Genomic DNA, 17,425 nt, shown 5'->3' with positions numbered 1-17,425 from the left:
CTTCACTCCTGCCAGACGCGCACCCAGTCCACCGTCATCCGGGCGGAGTCCACCGAAGGGGGCGGCGACCGCGGCACTCCGACCGCGAGGTTGACCAGGACCTCCATCGGCACGTGCGGGATCCGCTCGGGCTCGGTCACCCGGAAGCGCCGGATCCCGTCGACGTACCAGCTCACCTCCTCGGGGGTCCAGAGCATGCCGAAGACGTGGTACTTGTCCGGGAAGGGAACGGGCCCGTAGGTGCCACGTGCCCGCTGGTCGCCCTCCGGGCTGCGCCAGTGCGCGTACATGAAGACCTGCTCGGTGCCTCCGAGGAACTCCATGATGTCGAGTTCGGGGGGCGTGAACTTGGACGCCGGCATCATCCAGAACGCCGGGAACATGCCCGCCTCCTCGGGGATGCGGATGGAGGCCTCGAAGTATCCGTAGGTGAAGACGTGCCGGGGGTCGCCGTACCAGTCGTCCCTGCCGGTCGAGATCATGCCGGACCGCCAGGGGTACGTCTTGTCGTCACTGCCGCGCGTGCTGCGCCGCTCGGCGTCCAGGCTCAGCTCACCGTCCCCGACGGAAACCTGGCCGGGCAGGTACCACTGCTCCTCGTCGTTGCCGCTGTTCGTGCACCCGTCCTTGTTCCAGTCGTAGCAGGTCGCCCAGCGGTCGGTATCGAGGTCCGAGCCGTCGAACTCGTCGTGGAACGTCAGTTCCCAGTCCTGCGGCACGGGCTTCGGCCGGGCCACGTCCGGCTCGGTGGCACCGCAGCCGAAGGCCAGCACCAGTGCCAGCGCGGCCAGGGCGGGGCGCAGCCGTCGCGCGCGCACGGGGCTACCGCCGTTTCCCGGCCGTCACGGCGGCGGTGAGGCGGCGGGCGGCGAAGCCGGTGCCGGTGACGAACCGCAGCAGTGGCCCGAAGCTCGGGGCCGCACCGAGCCCGGTGAAGTACAGGCCGGGCGTCGACGACTCGAACCCGGAGGTCAGCACCGGCGCTCCGGCGAAGACGCGCAGCGACTGCCGCAGGTCCGGATCGAGAAGGTCCAGGCGACGAAGATCGACCCGGTAGCCCGTGGCGGCCAGGACGTGGTCGACCACGATGTCCTCCGGCCAGCCGTGCTCGTCGAGCAGCCGCAGCCGGACGACCCCGTCCCTCGGTTCGGCGGCGAGCAGGGTACGGCCGCACAGCACCGGGAACCGGCCCGCGGCCCGCTCCTTCAGCCACCAGGCGCCGGACGGTCGCGGTACGGCGCGCAGCAACTCCATGCGCAGCGGTGCGGGGAGGCGGCGGTAGGCCGCCCCGCTCCGGCAGACGGCGCCCAGCACCGGGCGCCCGCTGCCGAGGGGTGAGCCTGGCCCCGGCGGCCGGGAACGGTCGCCCGCGCCGTTCGGCGGCGGGGGGTCGAAGACCACGGCCGGCGTGCGGGCGACGACGGTGGGGTGGGCCTGCGCCTCGTGCAGCAGGGTCGCGCACTCGAGGGCGGACTGCCCGGCCCCCAGGACGGCCACACGCTCCCCTGTGAAGCGGCGCAGATCTCGGTGCCGGCTGGTGTGTGAGGCGAGCCCTTCCTCGGCGCACGCCCGCAACGCCCGGGGGACGTAGGCGTAGGGCACCGCGCCGGTGGCGAGCACCACGGAGGCGGCGAGCGGTTCCTCACCTGTGTCGAGGAGCAGCCGGAAGCCGCCCTCGGCGGAGCGGATCCGGCGCACCCGGCGCGGCTCCAGTTCGGGCACCAGGTGCTCCTGGAACCAGCGTCCGTTGTCGATGTACTCGGCGAGCGGCACCGGGCGGTGATCGTCGGCCCCGTCGGGGCCCCGTGCGGCGCGGAAGTCCGCGAGGGCGTAACCGTGCCGTGGGGCGGCGATCGCCGAGGCGGCCGGGACCGTCCGCAGGAGCATGCCGTCGGGCATGTGGGCACGCCACGACTCCATGGTCTGCCCGAAGACCCGCAGCCGTACGCGGGCCGCTCGCAAGTGGCAGGCGGTGGCCAGGCCGTAGGGTCCGGCTCCGACGACGGCGATGCCGACCCGGTCGCTCGGCGGGCCGGGGCCCCGTGGCCGCGCGGGCCGTTCGCCGGGTGTCGTCGGTGCCGTGGCGCCCGGCTCGTGCGGTGTGGCCGGCGCGGGCCGGGCGCCGGGGGACGGCGGTGCGTCGTGCGGGGCGGTGGGCCGCGGTCGGGGTCGTCGGCCGCCCGGTGAGGGCAGCAGGGCCAAGAGCGACGTCATGGCCGCGAGGGTGACGATCACACGTGTGGTGGTGAAGGATTCGCTGAGGTAGAACGGCTCCACCGCGAGGACACCCAGGCACAGGCTGAGCGCCACGGCCAGGAACGCGGTCTCCACGGCCAACGGCCATCCACGCTCGTGCCAGGGCGTGGGCCTGGCCCACCGCGTGGCCGCGGACCCCGGGCACAGCAGCAGGAACACACAGATGATCAGAAGCCGCGGGACGCTCCCGTCCGGCAGGGCCAGGGTCGCTGCGAGGGCGAGCCAGCCGGACAGCGCGAGCGCGATGCGCAGCGGCCATCTCCAGCGCGGCGGAAGCGTCGTGGAGAGGGTGGTCATGACGCCTCTCCCGCGTCGGGGTTCTGGTAGCGGAAGACCACGGCGTCCTGGTTGCGGAACACACGTACGAATCCCCAGGTGTCCGACATCGCCCGGTCCATGCGCTGCATGGTGTCGGCGGGCAGGCTGCCATTGAGGTAGCACTCCGCGGCTTGGGCGCGGCTCAGCACGATGTACGCCGGTTCGCGCACGGTGGCACCGTCGATGAACGGCTCCAGCCCCTCGATCGGGTCCTCCACCAACCGTTGCCGGACCTTCAGGTCCTGTTCGTTGAGCTGGATCCGCGGATGCTTGTCGTAGTTCATCTCCAGGCCCGGCACGTCCGACGTGAGGGAGACGATGAGGGACCCGGGAGGCGTGGTGGCCGTGACGAAGTGGGTGGCCGCCACCTCCTCCTCGGTGAAGTAGTTGGCCGACTCCTTGCCGTAGTAGCCGAAGAGCAGCCCTCCGAGCATCGCCAGCAGCAGTGGGGCGACCAGGAAGACGCGCAGCCGCGGATGTCGTCGTGACTCGAACAGCAGGGCCGAGATCAGCAGGGCGGCGGCGGGCAGCGCGAACAGATAGGCCCGGAAGATCATCTCGCCGCCGTAGGAGTTGGCGATCAGGACGGGCAGCGGGGCCAGGACGAGCAGCGGCAAACCGGTACGGCGGGTCCAGCGGCGCCTGACGAAGGCGAGGGCCGCCAGCAGGAAGACCGCGGCGGACAGGCTCCGGTCGATCCAGGAGACCTGCACCTGCCCGGGAGCGGCGCTGCCCAGGGTCGCCAGCCCGGAGACCACGTTGGAGTCCGGCTCCAGCAGCGCGCTGACGAACTCGCTCAGATTGGCCGAAACGAAGGGGCGCGCGACGGTGAAGTCCCAGATCACGGTCAGCAGCACCCCGGCACCCAGCACCGGCAGCAGCACACGCCGGTTGCGGCGGGGAAGCGACAGTGCGACCAGGGCGCTGACCATCATCAGCGGGCTCAGTGGGTGCGAGCAGACGATCACGGCCATGACCAGTACGACGAGCAGGTATCGGCCGACGGGCCACGCCCTGGCCCTGTCACCCGGTGGCCGCTCGGCGGAGGCCCGCAGCTGCCCCATCACGAGAGCGATGAGCGTGACGAAGAGCAGGAACGCGAACGCCTGGGGCGCGAAGTAGTCCTGCCCGACCCACGAGCACGAGTAGAAGATCCAGACGGCTCCCCAGACGAGCCTACGGTTCGTGGTCACGGCCCGGTAGATCAGGAGCAGTGGGGCGAGCAGCAGGACGTTGTTGACGGGCGGAGCCCACACCGCGTAGCCCAGCGACGACTCCAGGCCGGTGGCCTGCACCACCAGGGCGTTGAGGTGGAAGAAGCCCGGCCACTGGTCGTAGACGTCGAGTTTCTCCGCGCCGGGAACACTGCCGCCGTTGCGGATCATGGCGTCCACGACCGCGACGTGCTTCCACGCCCAGCCGTAGCGCAGGGTGGGGTACAGCAACGCGGGAGAGGCGTGCAGGATCGCGATCAGGCCGAGGACATAGGCGGCGAACCAGCCGCCCCGGGTCCGCCGGTCGGACAGGGCCACGCAGAAGCCGGCGGCGAGCAGACCGAGAGCGACCCAGAAGAGCACCGGAAGCACCTGGAGCAGACCCAGGTCCGTCATGGCGTTCAGGTTCACGTGGCGCAGGGAGAGCAGCCACAGGACGAGCGCGACGGGCAGGGCCGTACGCGCCACCCACCGCCATGCCGTGGTGTGCCGGCGCCCGGGCGGCGGCATCGGTGTCCCGCCGGGCCGCCGCGTCTCCAGGGGAGCACGCGGCGCCCACTGACCCATCGTCAGCGGCGAACGCTTGCCCATGGATATGCCTCCCGCACACCGGGTGCGACGACCAGGCCGGGGAGCGCCGTCTGCGGCGCTCCCTCCATCGGCACACCAGCGATCCATACCGACCAAAACGCGGCATAAATGCTAAAAATTACGTTACTGCCCTTTACTGCGACCGGCAGCGCGGATGGACCGACCGTCAGGGGAAAGCAGTGACACCACGAGTGATGAGGCCGTCCAGCCCGGTGGACCGCATGCGGACGTCGCTCGTCGCCGCGTCCACCGCCCTGGGGGTGCTCCTGCCGGTCGCGGGCTGCGGCTCCCCCGACAAGGGCAGCGGCGTCCCCCGGCCGGACCACGTCGTGGTGGTCGTCGAGGAGAACCGGGGCTACGAGGACATCATCGGCTCGCCCGAGGCCCCGTTCATCAACGAACTGGCCCGCGAGGGCGCCAATCTCACCCAGTTCTTCGCCATCACCTATCCGAGCCAGCCGAACTATCTGGCCCTGTTCTCCGGTTCCACGCAGGGCGTCGACAACGACTGCCCGAACGACTTCTCGTCCCGCAACCTCGCCTCCCAGCTGATACAGGACGACCTGACGTTCGCCGGCTACGCGGAGAGCCTGCCGAGCGTCGGCTTCAAGGGCTGCACCAGCGGCCCCTACGTACGCCGGCACACGCCGTGGGTGAACTTCACCAACCTGCCGGACTCCGTCAACCGCCCCTGGACGGACTTCCCGAAGGACTACTCGGACCTGCCGGACGTGTCCTTCGTCATCCCCAACCTGGACAACGACATGCACGACGGGGGCATCAAGCAGGGCGACGCCTGGCTCCGGGAGAACCTCGGGGACTACGCGAAGTGGGCGATGACCAACAACAGCCTCCTCGTCGTCACATGGGACGAGGACGAGGGCGGCGAGGACGAGGACAACCACATCCCGACGGTCGTCGTCGGAGAGCGGGTGAAGCCGGGCGACCACGACCAGCCCAACAACCTGTACGGACTGTTGCGCACCATCCTGGACGCCTACGGTCTGGATCCGCTCGGCCACAGCGCCGAGGCCGAGCCCCTGGACATCTGGAAGGGCGACGGCTGACCCGTGCCGTCAGGCGTCCTGGAACCGGATCACGCGTTTGACGGCCGTACGCAGTGCGCGCTCGGCCGAGGAGACGGGCAGCCGTTCCCGCCAGTAGCGGGGGGAGGGGCGTCCCACCGCTCCGAAGCCGGCCTTGAAGTGCTCCAGCGAGGAGCCCGGGGCCGACTCCCCCAGGTCGAAGATCCGGCAGCCCTGCTCGCACGCCTCCTCCATGGCCAGCCGGTACAGCAGCGGGGTGGCCCGGACGGGATGGGCGACCTCCCGGTTCATGGCCGCGCGCCAGAACTTGGCGTGCGGGCCGTGCCGCAGGACGACGATGGCGGCGGCCGGCTCTCCGGCATTCCAGGCCACCCAGATCGCGCAGGCCGCGCCGAACCGGGCGGCCACCGCGGCAAGCCGCCCGGGGGGGAACTCCCGCCTCCTGCGCCACCGGGCCAGCGCCAGCGGTTCGTGCTGTTGTGCGGCCCAGCGCTCGATGGACTGGTCGTACAGCTCCTGGAAGACGGGCACGAGGCGGCCGGAGTGGTCCACCTCCACGTCGAGCTGCGCCTTCTCGGCGCGCTTGACGTCCCGCCTGACCCGCGCGTGGAAGCGGTCGCGCCACACGGCGCCGAAGCCGCCGGCGAGATTCACCGCCTGCGTCATGTGGGGTTCCATCCGGAAGGCTCCCGGGGCGGCCCGCTGCCACAGCTCGGCACCCTGCGGCCGGAAGCGCACACCGACGCGCAGGGCCGGCCGGCACGCCATGTCGTCGAAGACCGCCCGAGCCTGTTCGGGCCCCACCCTCCCGGGTGTCACCGGGCCGCCGATCCCCCAGCCGGCCGGCCAGGACTCCTCCGCGTCGAGCCGGTGGGGACGCCTCACCCTGCCGACGAGCGGCAGCACGATCCGGCTGCCGTCGGGAAACCGGTACAGCCGGCTGGCGTCTCGGTACGGTCCGGTCGCACACAGGCAGTCGAGCCAGGTGGGCGTCTGGGTGACGCACAGGTCCGGGTCCCGCGCGGCCAGTTCCCACCAGCCGGCGCGCGGAGCCGGGGTGGTGACGAGCGCGGGACCGGCCGCGGTGTCGATCAGGAGCTCAGCGGGCGCGTGCACGGCGTTCTCCCGTGGAGGCGGTGTCCTGCGCGGTCGTGCCCGCCGCCCCTCGGCTGACGCGGGTCTGCGCCTCTCCCTCGTGCGCGAGCACCTCTCCGAGCACGGACACGACGTTGTCGGCGACCCATCGGTTGCTGCGCGCGTAGCGGGCCGACTTCTCCAGGTTCCCCGCGACATGCCACAACCAGGTCAGCAGCGTCACCGCCGTCTCCGCCCCGGGGCCGGGGAGCAGCGCCCGCGCCCCGGCGAGCAGGCGCCGGTCCTCGGGCATGAGGGAGGCACCTCGCACCGCGTCGGCGACGACACTCCCGAACTCCCGTCCGGTGAGCTGGTGCCGCACGGTCAGCACGAAGGTGTGGCAGTCGAGCAAGGAGGGGCCGTCCGGCACCGCGCCCGCCCAGTCGATCACCCCGGAGAGGTCTGCCCGGCCCTCCGCCAGCAGCACGTTGCCGGGGTGGAAGTCTCCGTGGGTCCAGCCCACCAGCAGCCGGCGCCCGGCCAGCTCGCGTTCCAGCAGGTCTCGCACGGCCGCCAAGGCCCGTGCGCCCTCCCCGTGGCGGCACCAGCGGACCTCTTCGGCGAGGACGGCCAGCCGGGGTTCCACCCAACCGGCCAGCCGGGCCGTCGCCTCCTCCGTCCGCCCGGTGGCGCGGTGCAGTTCACGGATCGCCGCGAGGGCGGACTCGGTGACCTCGCGGGCCAGTCGCGGGGAGCGCCGGAGCACCGCATCGGCCTCGGCGCCGGGCAGGCAGTTCTCCACCACCAGCGGCGACGGCCCCTCCAGGCGGCGCTCCTCCACCACCGGAAGCAGTCGCCGCCAGGCGCCGAGCCGCTCGTCGCGGGCCAGTCGCCGCACGGCCTCGCACTCGTGCGCCAGCGAGGCGGTCGCGCGTGCGCTGCGGGGATGCTTGACGACGGCGTGCCGGTCGCCGTCGTCGAGCTGGAAGACCAGGAGATCGGAGAAGGTCCGCCGGGGCCGGTGCGGGGGGCCGTCGGCGCCGAGCGAGTCCGTGAGCCTGCGTGCCGCCCGCGCGTCGGCGGGACGCGTCAGGAAACCGGCCGGCCGCAGCGGCAGGAGACCTCTCAGCTCCTCTGTGAACGTCATCCGGCACTCCCTTCCGCCAGATGCTCACAAATGCCTCATATCGTCTCTTTTCATCTTCGATGCACCTCGGCTGAGGTGCGACTCGGCATCGATCGTGTATGTGTACGTCGTAGAAGAGCCGGTTCCACCGGCTCCGACCATCCGCACGACGAGGAGGCGGCATGGCGAACGGCCGTGAGCCGAGCGAGGCCCGGCGCGCCAGCGACCGCGGCCGGTACGGCCGGCTGAACCGGGAACGCGTGCTCGCCAGCGCCCTGGAGCTGGTGGATCGTGAGGGGCTGTCGGCGCTCAGCATGCGCCGCCTCGGCACGGAGCTCGGTGTGGAGGCCATGGCGCTCTACCGGTACGCGTCGAGCAAGGACTCCCTGCTCGACGGGCTGGTGGAGGCCCTGTACCTGGAGTTGGAGGAGCGGCTGGCCGCCGACGCGGACGAGGATCCCGACTGGCGGGCCGGGCTGCACCGGATCGCCCGCGAGACCTACACCGTGTGTCTCACGCACCCGCAGGCGGTGCCGCTGATCGCCACACGTCTGCTGGCGGTCCCGCTGGTCCGGCGGCCCCCCGCGGTGCTGCGCGATCACGAGCGGGTGCTCGTCCTGCTGCGGAAGGCCGGTTTCGACGAGGCGGTCGCGGCCGATGTGTTCCGCGCCTTCACCTCCTGGCTGCTGGGCTATGTCTCCGTGGAGCTGCGCCCGGTGGTGGACAACCCGGACGAGACGGATCCGGCCTTCCGTCTCGGGCTGCACCGGCTGTCCGCGAAGGAGCTGCCGACGCTGCGGGAGACGGCGTCCGCGCTCGCCGAGCGGGGCGGTCCGCAGGGCCTGGCGGCCGGTCTGGACGCCCTGCTCGACAGCTTCACGAGCCGGTCCGCCTCCGCGCCATCCGGCTGAAGGGCGTCTGCGGGCGGTCGCCCGGTGTCAGTGCGCCGCGTCCAGCCGGGCCCGCTGCTCCGGAGTGAGCTCCAGTTCCACCGCCGCCAGGTTCTCCTCCAGCTGCGCCACCGAGGAGACACCGGCCAGCGGTACGACGGGCAGTTCGCCGCCGATCTGCCATGCGAGCACGACCTGGTTGACGCTCGCGCCGGTTTCGCGGGCCACGTCACCCAGTGCCGCCAGCCGGGCCGGGGTGCCGGGGTGGTCGAAGTCGGCCGGCAGCCGCTCCGGCCGGCCGTAGGCGCCCTTCAGCAGGGGCGAGTAGGCGACGAGGGTCAGGCCGGGCTCGGTCCTCAGGTAGTCGAGCAGGTCGGGACCCGCGTGGCCGAGGCTGCCGTACGGGAACAGGGCGTCGGGGACGTCGGTGCGGGGGCGCAGGTGGGTGTGCGCGTACTGGAGGATCTCGTAACCGGGGAGTCCGGCGCGGGCGGCGAGGGCCCGGGCCCGCTCGACGCGCCAGACGGCGTGGTTGCTCACGCCGAGCAGTCCGACGGTGCCCTCGGCGACCAGTTCCGCGAAGGCCTCGACCGTCTCCTGGAGCGGGACGGTCCGGTCCTCTATGTGCGCGTACAGCAGGTCCAGCTTCTCCAGGCCGAGCCGCTCGCGGCTGCGCTCCGCGGACTCGCGGATCACCTTCGCGGATAGGCCCTCGGCGTTGTCCACGTAGCCGGTGCCGGGGGCGAGGGGGCGGGCCCCCAGCTTGGTCGCGATGACGATCTCGTCCCCGATGCCGCGACTGCGCCGCCAGCGGCCGAGGAGCTCCTCGCTCTGGCCGCCCTGACCGCCGTCGGCCCAGAAGGCGTAGTTGTCGGAGGTGTCGATGAAGTTGCCGCCGGCTTCGACGTAGCGGTCGAGCACCGCGAAGGAGGTCTCCTCGTCCGTCACGGAGCCGACAGCATCGCGCCGAGCGCGAGGACGCTCACGTCGCGGCGGGTGGTGGGGTCGGTGCCGATCGTGCGGTACTTCATGGGTCTCGCTCCCTCCTTGGCCCCGGGATTCGGGGTACGGAGGGAGTCTTCAGCCTGGAGTGCTCTCGAAGGCAAGGGCGCACCCTGCCGGCCGGAGGCTCCGGGGCTTCACTGGGTGGTGAGCATTCCTTCGCGCAGGCGGGTCAGGAGGCGGGTGATCAGGCGGGAGACATGCATCTGGGAGACCCCGAGGTGTTCGGCGATCTGGGCCTGGGTCAGCTCCTCGACGAAGCGCCAGTGAATGATCTTGCGGTCGCGCTCGTCGAGTTCGGCGATCATCGGCGCGAGGGCGTGGAAGTCCTCGACCAGGTCGAGCGCCGCGTCCTCGCCTCCGATGAAGTCCGCGAGGGCGGCCTCACCGTCCTCGCTGCCACTGATCGTGGCGTCGAGGGAGGCGGACGTGTAGCCGTTGGAGGCGAGCTGGGCCTCGACGATCTCCCTCTCGGGCAGGCTCATGAGCTCGGACAGTTCCTTGGTGGTCGGTGTCCGGCCCAGACGGCTGCGCAGTTCCTCGTTGGCCCGGGCCAGCTGGACGCGGGCCTCCTGAAGCCGCCGGGGGACGTGCACGGCCCAGGACGTGTCGCGGAAGAACCGCTTGATCTCCCCCACGATGTAGGGGACGGCGAAGGAGGTGAACTCCACCTCGCGCGACAGCTCGAACCGGTCGATGGCCTTGATCAGGCCGATCATGCCGACCTGGACGATGTCCTCCATCTCCTCCGGCCCCCGGCTGCGGAACCGGCCGGCCGCGTAGCGGACCAGGGACATGTTCATCTCGATCAGCGTGTTGCGCGCGTACTGGTACTCGGGCGTCCCCTCCTCCAGCATCGTGAGCTGCTGGAAGAACAGCTTCGACAGCTCCCGCGCGTCCCTGGGCGCGACCTGGGAAGGGTCGGCGATCTCCGGCACGTCCACTGCCTGCGCGGCGTTCCGCACGGTCGTCGTCCCCATGATGCGCCCCTCCCCTTGGCCGCCCTCCTGCCGGGCGGCTCACTCACCGACGTCCGCCCGCTTACCCCGGCCCACGGCATACATGCCTGGGCTTGGAAAATCTGTGCGACTGCGTCACGGCGTGCTGTCGTCCCCGTGGCTGCGCACGATCTCCTTGACCTTGGCCACGGCGAACCCCCACCCCTGCTCGACGGTCGGCTTGGCCGGCACCGCGATCTCGTCCGGGTTCGTGAGCACGTCGAGCAGGACCGGCCCGGGGGTGTCGAAGGCGCGCCGTACGGCCTGCTCCACGTCGGCGGGATCGGTCACGCGGATCCCGGTGATGCCCATGGCCGTGGCGACCGCCGCGAAGTCGGGGTTGTCCAGGACCGTGCCGAACTCCGGGAGCCCGGCCTGTTCCTGTTCCAGCTTGACCATGCCCAGCCGGCGGTTGTCGAAGACGACGAGTTTCACGGGGAGGCGATGCGTCTTCAGGGTCATGAGGTCGCCGAGGAGCATGCTCAGCCCGCCGTCCCCGCAGAAGGCCACGACCTGCCGCTCGCGATCCAGGCACTGGGCGCCCAGCGCCTGCGGCATGGCGTTGGCCATGGAGCCGAGGTTGTAGGAGCCGATGAGCCGCCGCTCGCCGCGCATCTCGACGAATCGCGAGAGCCACACCGTCGCCATGCCCGTGTCGGAGGTGAAGACGGCGTCGTCGTCGGCCAGCCGGTCCACCACGGCGGCCAGGGCCTCCGGCCGGATGTCGTGGGTGCGGTTGTCCAGCGAGGAGCGCACGCGGCCGATCAGGCCCTTGTCGTGGGCCGGGTCGGCCAGCCGCGCCTGGCCCTCGCGCCACTGCTCGAAGCGCTCGCGTGCCTTCTCCAGGTGCGAGCGGTCACGGCCGCCCTCCGTTTCACCGGGCGCGGCGGCGAGGTGGGTGAGGAGGTCGCGGACGGTCACTCCCGTGTCACCGACGAGGCCGACGTCGACGGGTACCCGCCGCCCGATGTGGGCGGCCTCGGTGTCGACCTGGATGACGGTCTTCCCCTGCGGATACCAGTCCCGGTAGGGGAAGTCGGTCCCCAGGAGCAGCAAGGTGTCCGCGTCGTGCAGGGCGGACGCGGCGGCCGGGTTGCCGATCAGCCCGGTCTGGCCGACCTGGAACGGGTTGCCGTCGCCTTCGAAGCCTTCCTTGGCCTTGAGCGTGAGCACCATGGGCGCGGCAAGCCGGTCGGCCAGGGCCAGCACGTCCTCGCGCGCCCCGCGTGCGCCTCGTCCGACGAGCAGCGTGACCCGCTCGGACCGGTCCAGGAGCCCGGCGGCCCGCCGCACGGCGGATTCCTCCGGCCGACTGAGCGGCGCGTTCAGGGAGAACCGGGCCGGGCGGTCCGGCTCCAGTTCGCGCTCACCCAGGTCGCCGGGCACGGTCAGGACGGCGACGCCCTTGCGGCCCAGGGCGTGGCGCACGGCCGTCTCGAGCATCTGCGGCAGCTGGCCGGGAGAGGTGACGGTCGCGCGGAACACGGCCACGTCGTGGAAGAGGGCGTCGTTGTCGACTTCCTGGAAGTAGTCGGTGCCGAGTTCGGCGAGCGGTACCTGACCGGCGATGGCCAGGACGGGGGTGTGACTCTTGGCGGCGTCGTACAGCCCGTTGAGCAGGTGGACGGAACCGGGTCCGACCGTGCCCATGCAGACGCCGAGGGTGTCGGAGAGCTGCGACTGGGCGCTCGCGGCGAACGCCGCCGCCTCTTCGTGCCGGCAGCCCACCCACTCCAGGCCCTCGGTGGTGCGGATGGCGTCCGTCAGGGGATTCAGCGCGTCTCCCACCACGCCGAACACCTGGCGCACGCCGAGTTCGCTGAGTGCGTCCACGATGACGCGGGCGACGGTGCGGGCCACTTGAGTCCTCCAGGTCAGACGGTGAATCGGTCGGGGTCGGCGGCCTGCCAGTCGGCCGCCCAGGCAGCGGGTGGTTCAGCGAGCAATTGTCCCGGTTCGAGCCATTCGTACAACTCCTCGTAGGAACGCTCGGTGTGCGGATCGATGCGTCGGCGGAGCATGTGCGGGCGCAGCCCGGCGGGGTCGGTGACACCCATGGACGCCATGATCTGCAGGGCGCTGGCCACGGTCGCCTCCTGGAAGCGCTGGACGCGCGGCGTCTTGTCGCGGACGTCGAGGGCGCGGGCACGCCGGGGGTCCTGGGTGGTCACGCCGGTGGGGCAGGTGTTCGTGTGGCACCGCTGAGCCTGGATGCAGCCGACGGCGAACATCATCGCCCGCGCCGCGTTGCCGTAGTCGGCGCCCTGCGCCAGGCGTTTCACCAGATCGGTCCCGGTGGCGATCTTGCCGCTCGCCCCGATCCTGACGTGGTCGCGCAGGCCCGCGCCGACGAGGGCGTTGTGCACGGTGAGCAGGCCCTCGGTCAGCGGGGCCCCCACGTGGTCGGCGAACTCCAGCGGGGCGGCTCCGGTGCCGCCCTCCCCGCCGTCCACCACGATGAAGTCGGGGGCCGTGCCCTCCGCCAGCATGGCCTTGCACACGGCGAGGAACTGCCGGCGCGAGCCCACGCACAGTTTGAATCCGGTGGGCTTGCCGCCGGACAGCTCCCGCATCCGGGCGATGAAGCGGACCAGTTCGCGCGGGGTGGAGAAGACCCTGTGATACGGCGGTGAGATCACCGTCCGGCCCTCGGGCACCTCTCGCACCTTCGCTATCTCGGCATTGACCTTCGCACCGGGCAGGACACCGCCGATGCCCGGTTTGGCCCCCTGGGAGAGCTTCAGGGACACGCACTTGACGTGATCGTGCGCCGCCTTGTCGGCGAACTCGGCAGGGTCGAAGTCGCCGTCCCGGGTGCGGCAGCCGAAGTATCCGGTGCCGATCTCCCAGATCAGGTCCCCTCCGGGCCTCAGGTGGTACTCCGAAAGGCCGCCCTCACCGGTGTCGTGGGCGAAGCCACCGGCCGCCGCTCCGCCGTTGAGCGCCAGAATCGCGTTGGCCGACAGGGAGCCGAAGCTCATCGCCGATACGTTGAGCAGCGCCATGTCGTACGGGCGGCGGCAGTCGGGGCCGCCGACGGGCACCCGCGGAGGTGTCTTCGGTACCGGGCACGGCGCCATCGAGGGCACCAGGAACTCGTAGCCGGGCTCGTACACGTCCCGTTCGGTGCCGTAGGGCTGCTCGGCGTCCGTGCCCTTCGCCCGTTCGTAGACGATGGTGCGGACATCCCGGTCGAAGGGGCGCCCGTCGTAGTTCCGCTCGATGAAGTACTGCTGGAGCTCAGGGCGGATCTTCTCCAGAAGAAAGCGCGCGTGCCCCAGAACGGGATAGTTGCGCAGCACCGAATGCCGGCGCTGGATCAGGTCCGCCGCACCCAGCAGACCCAGCAGGACGAGCGGTACGGCGGCCAGGCACCACCAGGGCGACGCAGCGGCCGCGGCACAGGCCGCCAGGATGCCGGCCGCCAGAGTCAGGGCGACGATCACCATACGAGTCACCTCTGGCGCATTGCCCCGAGGTGGTCTTCCACTCCCGCGCTTTCGTCAAGAAAGCGCAAGGTGCGGCAGGGTGCCGGGACGCCGATCGCCCTTCGTCCCGCGAAACGCCGAAGGCCGGTCCCGGACGTGTCCGAGACCGGCCTCGATCTGCCGACTGTCTCCAGTCGGGACGACAGGATTTGAACCTGCGACCCCTTGACCCCCAGTCAAGTGCGCTACCAAGCTGCGCCACGTCCCGGTGCGCGCCACCGGCGGTGAGCCGTGTGATCGCGCGAACAGCACTTTACCCCACACCCCTGGCCAAGCCGAAAGCGGGCCGGGCGGGACAATCGGCGTATGGGCAGCACAGGAGAGACGCACTCGGACCGGGCGGGCGGCGCACGTGACCGCGACAGCGAGGGACGGGCCCGCAACGCCCGGCCCCGGGACGGCCTCGGGCGGCCCCTGCCGTACGGCAGTGACGGGGTGCCCCGGCAGCCCGAGGGCGTGATCCGCCGCCCCGAGGAGACCGTCACCGAGGCGCAGCGGCTGCTGGACGAGGGCAAGCCGTTCCACGCGCACGAGGTCTTCGAGGACGCGTGGAAGTCGGGTCCCGACCAGGAGCGCGGGCTGTGGCGCGGACTCGCCCAGCTCGCCGTGGGGCTCACGCACGCAGCCCGGGGGAACCTGACCGGCGGGGCCCGGCTGCTGAGGCGCGGGGCGGGCGCGGCCGAGGAGTGGGTGACCGGCTCCGGGCAGGCGCTGCCGCACGGGATCGACGTCGCGGGCGTGGCGGCGTGGGCGCGGGAGCTGGCGGGGGACGTGGAGCGCACCGGCCGCCCGGTGGACGCGGCGACCCGGGCCCCCCGGCTGCGGGGCGCGGCAGTCGGCCGCTGAGGGCGACGCCGCCCAGCACGGTCCGGGCCCCTGACGGCCCCTCGAAGGCCGCCGGCCCCCGACCCCGACCGCGGTGAAGCCGCCCCCAGTGCCGTGCGGCACACTCGGGGCGTGCGAAAGATTCATGTCATCGGTATCGGCGCGGGCGACCCCGACCAGCTCACCCTCCAGGCCGTCAAGGCGCTGCGCGGCACGGACGTGTTCTTCATCCTGGAGAAGGGCGAGGTGAAGGCGGACCTCACGGGGCTGCGCCGGGACATGCTCGACGCGCACGTACCCCAGGGGACGTACCGCGTGGTCGAGGCGCGTGACCCGGAGCGGGACCGCAGCGCCGGGGGCGCGGCCTACTCCCCCGCCGTCGGCGACTGGCGCAGCGCCCGGGCCGACATCTACGAGCGGCTGATCGCCGAGGAACTCGGCGAGGAGGAGACCGGGGCGTTCCTGGTGTGGGGGGACCCGTCGCTGTACGACAGCACGCTGGGGATCCTGGAAGAGGTGCTGGAGCGGGGCGCCGTGACGTTCGCGTACGACGTCGTGCCCGGCATCAGCAGTGTCTCGGCGCTCGTCGCGCGGCACCGCACGGGCCTCAACCGGGTCGCCCGGCCGGTGCAGATCACCACCGGCCGACGGCTGGCGGAGGGTTTCCCGGAGGGCGTGGACGACGTCGTGGTGATGCTCGACGCCCACCAGACCTTCCAGCGGTACGCGCGGGAGGACATGGACATCTACTGGGGCGCCTACATCGGCACCCCGGACGAGATCCTCGTCTCCGGCCCGATCGCCGAGGCCGCTCCCCGCATCGAGCGGTTGCGGGCCGAGGCCCGTGAGCGCAAGGGCTGGATCATGGACACGTATCTGCTGCGCCGCAACCCCCGCGACTGACGTGACCGGCGGGCGCGGCACCGGGCACCCGTGCGGACGTTCTGGCATGCGCACGTAGCCCACAGCTGTGAAGGTGACGACGTGACCGTCGTGGAGGAAACCGCACCGCCCGCCTCCCAGCCGCCGGTGCTGGACACCCGTCGACGCAATGTCGTCTTCGTGACGATCATGCTGGGGATGCTGCTCGCGGCCCTCGACCAGACCATCGTCGGCACGGCCCTGCCGACGACCCCGGCCCGTCGTCGACTACCTGGGCATCGCGCTCGTCGCGGTCGGTGCCGGCGCCCTGATCCTGGCGACGAGTTGGGGCGGCAACGAGTACGCGTGGGGCTCGGGCGTGATCATCGGGCTGTTCGTGGGCGGCGTCCTCGCCCTCGCCCTGTTCTGCCGTGTGGAGACGCGGGCGCGCGAACCGATGCTGCCCATGCGGCTGTTCACGAACCCGGTGTTCACCGTCTGCTCGGTGCTGAGCTTCGTCGTCGGCTTCGCGATGCTCGGCGCGCTGACGTACCTGCCGACCTACCTCCAGTACGTCGACGGTGACTCGGCCACGATCTCGGGCGTGCGGACGCTGCCGATGGTGGCGGGACTGCTCATCGCGTCGGTCTTCAGCGGCAACGTGGTCAGCAAGACGGGGCGGTACCGCATCTTCCCGATCGTCGGCGCGCTGGTCATGGGCGTCGGCCTGTTCCTGATGTCGCTCATGGGACCGGGCACGGGCTCGGGGCTGGAGTCCCTGTACATGTTCGTGCTGGGCAGCGGCATCGGTCTGTGCATGCAGGTGCTGACGATCGCGGTGCAGAACACCGTCGACTACGCCGACCTGGGCACCGCGACCTCCGGCGTGACCTTCTTCCGCACGCTGGGCAGCTCGTTCGGCACGGCTGTCTTCGGCACGATCTACACCAACGCGCTGGCGCCCAACCTCCGCGACGGCGTGGCACAGGCGGCCCGGGCCGGTGACCTGGATCCGGCCGTCCTGAGCCGGGCGGCCACCAGCCCGGAAGGCGTGCACGAGCTGCCGTCGGCCGCGGCCGCCCCGATCGTCGGTGCCTACGCCGACACGCTCCAGACCGTGTTCCTGTGGACGGTGCCGGTCGCCGCACTGGGCTTCCTGGTCGCCCTGTTCCTCAAGGAGGTCCGGCTGCGGGACACGGCACGCACGGGGTCGACCGACCTGGGCGAGGGGTTCGGATCGCCGAGCGGCGCGGACTCCCGGCGGGTGCTGGAGACCGCCGTCGGCAAGATCATCGGCAGTACCGACCTGGACACCGCGCGGCGGATCGTCCAGGAGTCCGACACCCGGCTCGACGTGGCCGGGGCGTGGGCGGTGATGCAGGTCGAGCTGTTCACCCGCATGGTGGGCCACGCTAGTCTGGGGCTGATCGCCGCGCGGCGCCGGCTGCCGCCGGAGGTGCTGCTGCCGGTGTTCGAGCGGATGGTCGAGGAGGGCTTCCTGACCCGCGCGGGTTCCCTGCTGTCCCACACCGAGGCGGGCGCGCGCGAGGCCGCCGTCCTCACCCGGGCCTGGGCCGACTGGCTGGAGGAGCGGCTGGGGCGGGACATCGGCCGCCCCTCGGACAGCGACCTGCGCGTCGCCGTCGACGCGATCGCGAAACGACTGCTGGTGGAGGACCTGAGCCACGGACTGCCGGGCAGCCCCGAGAAGTCCCTCACGGCCCACTCGGTCTGAC

12 protein-coding genes, 1 tRNA gene and 2 pseudogenes are annotated in these 17,425 nt (G+C 71.7%); 5 read left to right on the top strand and 10 right to left on the bottom strand.

Annotated features, from left to right (window positions below):
* Window positions 1–2: 2 nt before the first annotated feature.
* From AC0665_RS11450 to AC0665_RS11440, 3 genes are read right to left on the bottom strand one after another with little or no spacing between them, the layout of a single operon-like run.
* Window positions 3–818, bottom strand: a complete 816-nt coding sequence (locus tag AC0665_RS11450) for a glycoside hydrolase family 16 protein (RefSeq protein WP_478704882.1) — start codon at window positions 816–818, stop codon at window positions 3–5.
* A 4-nt stretch (window positions 819–822) separates the two neighbouring features.
* Window positions 823–2,553: an FAD-dependent oxidoreductase gene (locus AC0665_RS11445; protein ID WP_478704881.1), complete on the bottom strand. Its 1,731-nt coding sequence runs from the start codon at window positions 2,551–2,553 to the stop codon at window positions 823–825.
* The gene (locus AC0665_RS11440; protein ID WP_478704880.1) at window positions 2,550–4,379 is read right to left on the bottom strand and encodes a glycosyltransferase; all 1,830 of its coding nucleotides are present in this window, start codon (window positions 4,377–4,379) and stop codon (window positions 2,550–2,552) included. The genes AC0665_RS11445 and AC0665_RS11440 overlap by 4 nt, the downstream gene beginning before the upstream one ends.
* A 221-nt stretch (window positions 4,380–4,600) precedes the next feature.
* Here AC0665_RS11440 and AC0665_RS11435 point away from each other — a divergent pair, with 221 nt between their 5' ends.
* Window positions 4,601–5,446 (top strand): alkaline phosphatase family protein, encoded by an 846-nt coding sequence (locus AC0665_RS11435; protein ID WP_478704879.1) that lies wholly within the window; start codon window positions 4,601–4,603, stop codon window positions 5,444–5,446.
* A gap of 9 nt (window positions 5,447–5,455) precedes the next feature.
* Here the strand turns inward: AC0665_RS11435 and AC0665_RS11430 are convergent, their stop codons facing one another.
* Together AC0665_RS11430 and AC0665_RS11425 are read right to left on the bottom strand one after the other, a co-directional pair.
* Window positions 5,456–6,541: a GNAT family N-acetyltransferase gene (locus AC0665_RS11430; protein WP_468632552.1), complete on the bottom strand. Its 1,086-nt coding sequence runs from the start codon at window positions 6,539–6,541 to the stop codon at window positions 5,456–5,458.
* A complete protein-coding gene (locus AC0665_RS11425; protein ID WP_468632550.1) occupies window positions 6,525–7,646 on the bottom strand; it encodes a phosphotransferase family protein in 1,122 nt (373 codons plus the stop codon). The genes AC0665_RS11430 and AC0665_RS11425 overlap by 17 nt, the downstream gene beginning before the upstream one ends.
* A gap of 161 nt (window positions 7,647–7,807) precedes the next feature.
* Between AC0665_RS11425 and AC0665_RS11420 the strand changes: the two genes are divergently transcribed.
* Window positions 7,808–8,536, top strand: coding sequence for a TetR/AcrR family transcriptional regulator (locus AC0665_RS11420; protein ID WP_478605972.1), 729 nt, complete (start codon window positions 7,808–7,810; stop codon window positions 8,534–8,536).
* A 27-nt stretch (window positions 8,537–8,563) separates the two neighbouring features.
* On the opposite strand, the pseudogene AC0665_RS11415 reads toward AC0665_RS11420, so the two are convergent.
* The 5 genes and pseudogenes from AC0665_RS11415 to AC0665_RS11395 all read right to left on the bottom strand — a co-directional run bounded on the left by AC0665_RS11415 (window position 8,564) and on the right by AC0665_RS11395 (window position 14,211).
* Window positions 8,564–9,546, bottom strand: a pseudogene (locus AC0665_RS11415) (aldo/keto reductase).
* 108 nt (window positions 9,547–9,654) lie between these two features.
* Window positions 9,655–10,497 (bottom strand): RNA polymerase sigma factor SigF, encoded by an 843-nt coding sequence (locus tag AC0665_RS11410; RefSeq protein ID WP_468632544.1) that lies wholly within the window; start codon window positions 10,495–10,497, stop codon window positions 9,655–9,657.
* Between the two features lie 114 nt (window positions 10,498–10,611).
* Window positions 10,612–12,375, bottom strand: a complete 1,764-nt coding sequence (locus tag AC0665_RS11405; RefSeq protein ID WP_478605974.1) for a thiamine pyrophosphate-dependent enzyme — start codon at window positions 12,373–12,375, stop codon at window positions 10,612–10,614.
* A gap of 14 nt (window positions 12,376–12,389) precedes the next feature.
* Window positions 12,390–13,973 carry an FMN-binding glutamate synthase family protein gene (locus AC0665_RS11400; RefSeq protein WP_478704878.1) on the bottom strand — a complete coding sequence of 528 codons (1,584 nt, stop codon included), beginning with the start codon at window positions 13,971–13,973 and terminating at the stop codon, window positions 12,390–12,392.
* A gap of 164 nt (window positions 13,974–14,137) precedes the next feature.
* Window positions 14,138–14,211: transfer RNA gene (locus AC0665_RS11395), tRNA-Pro, on the bottom strand.
* Window positions 14,212–14,309: 98 nt separating this feature from the next.
* Here AC0665_RS11395 and AC0665_RS11390 point away from each other — a divergent pair.
* From AC0665_RS11390 to AC0665_RS11380, 3 genes and pseudogenes are all read left to right on the top strand, one after another.
* Window positions 14,310–14,849: a DUF309 domain-containing protein gene (locus AC0665_RS11390; RefSeq protein ID WP_478605979.1), complete on the top strand. Its 540-nt coding sequence runs from the start codon at window positions 14,310–14,312 to the stop codon at window positions 14,847–14,849.
* A gap of 111 nt (window positions 14,850–14,960) precedes the next feature.
* On the top strand, window positions 14,961–15,731 hold the full coding sequence (gene cobF, locus AC0665_RS11385; protein ID WP_478605982.1) for a precorrin-6A synthase (deacetylating): 771 nt from the start codon (window positions 14,961–14,963) through the stop codon (window positions 15,729–15,731).
* Window positions 15,732–15,963: 232 nt separating this feature from the next.
* Window positions 15,964–17,424 (top strand): annotated as a pseudogene (locus AC0665_RS11380) (MFS transporter); the annotation flags it as partial.
* Between the last annotated feature and the right edge of the window lies 1 nt (window position 17,425).

This window comes from Streptomyces sp. NPDC043685 (assembly GCF_056436585.1).
The sequence above is the reverse complement of the archived record's forward strand: the minus strand, read 5'-3'. Positions and strand labels throughout refer to the sequence as shown.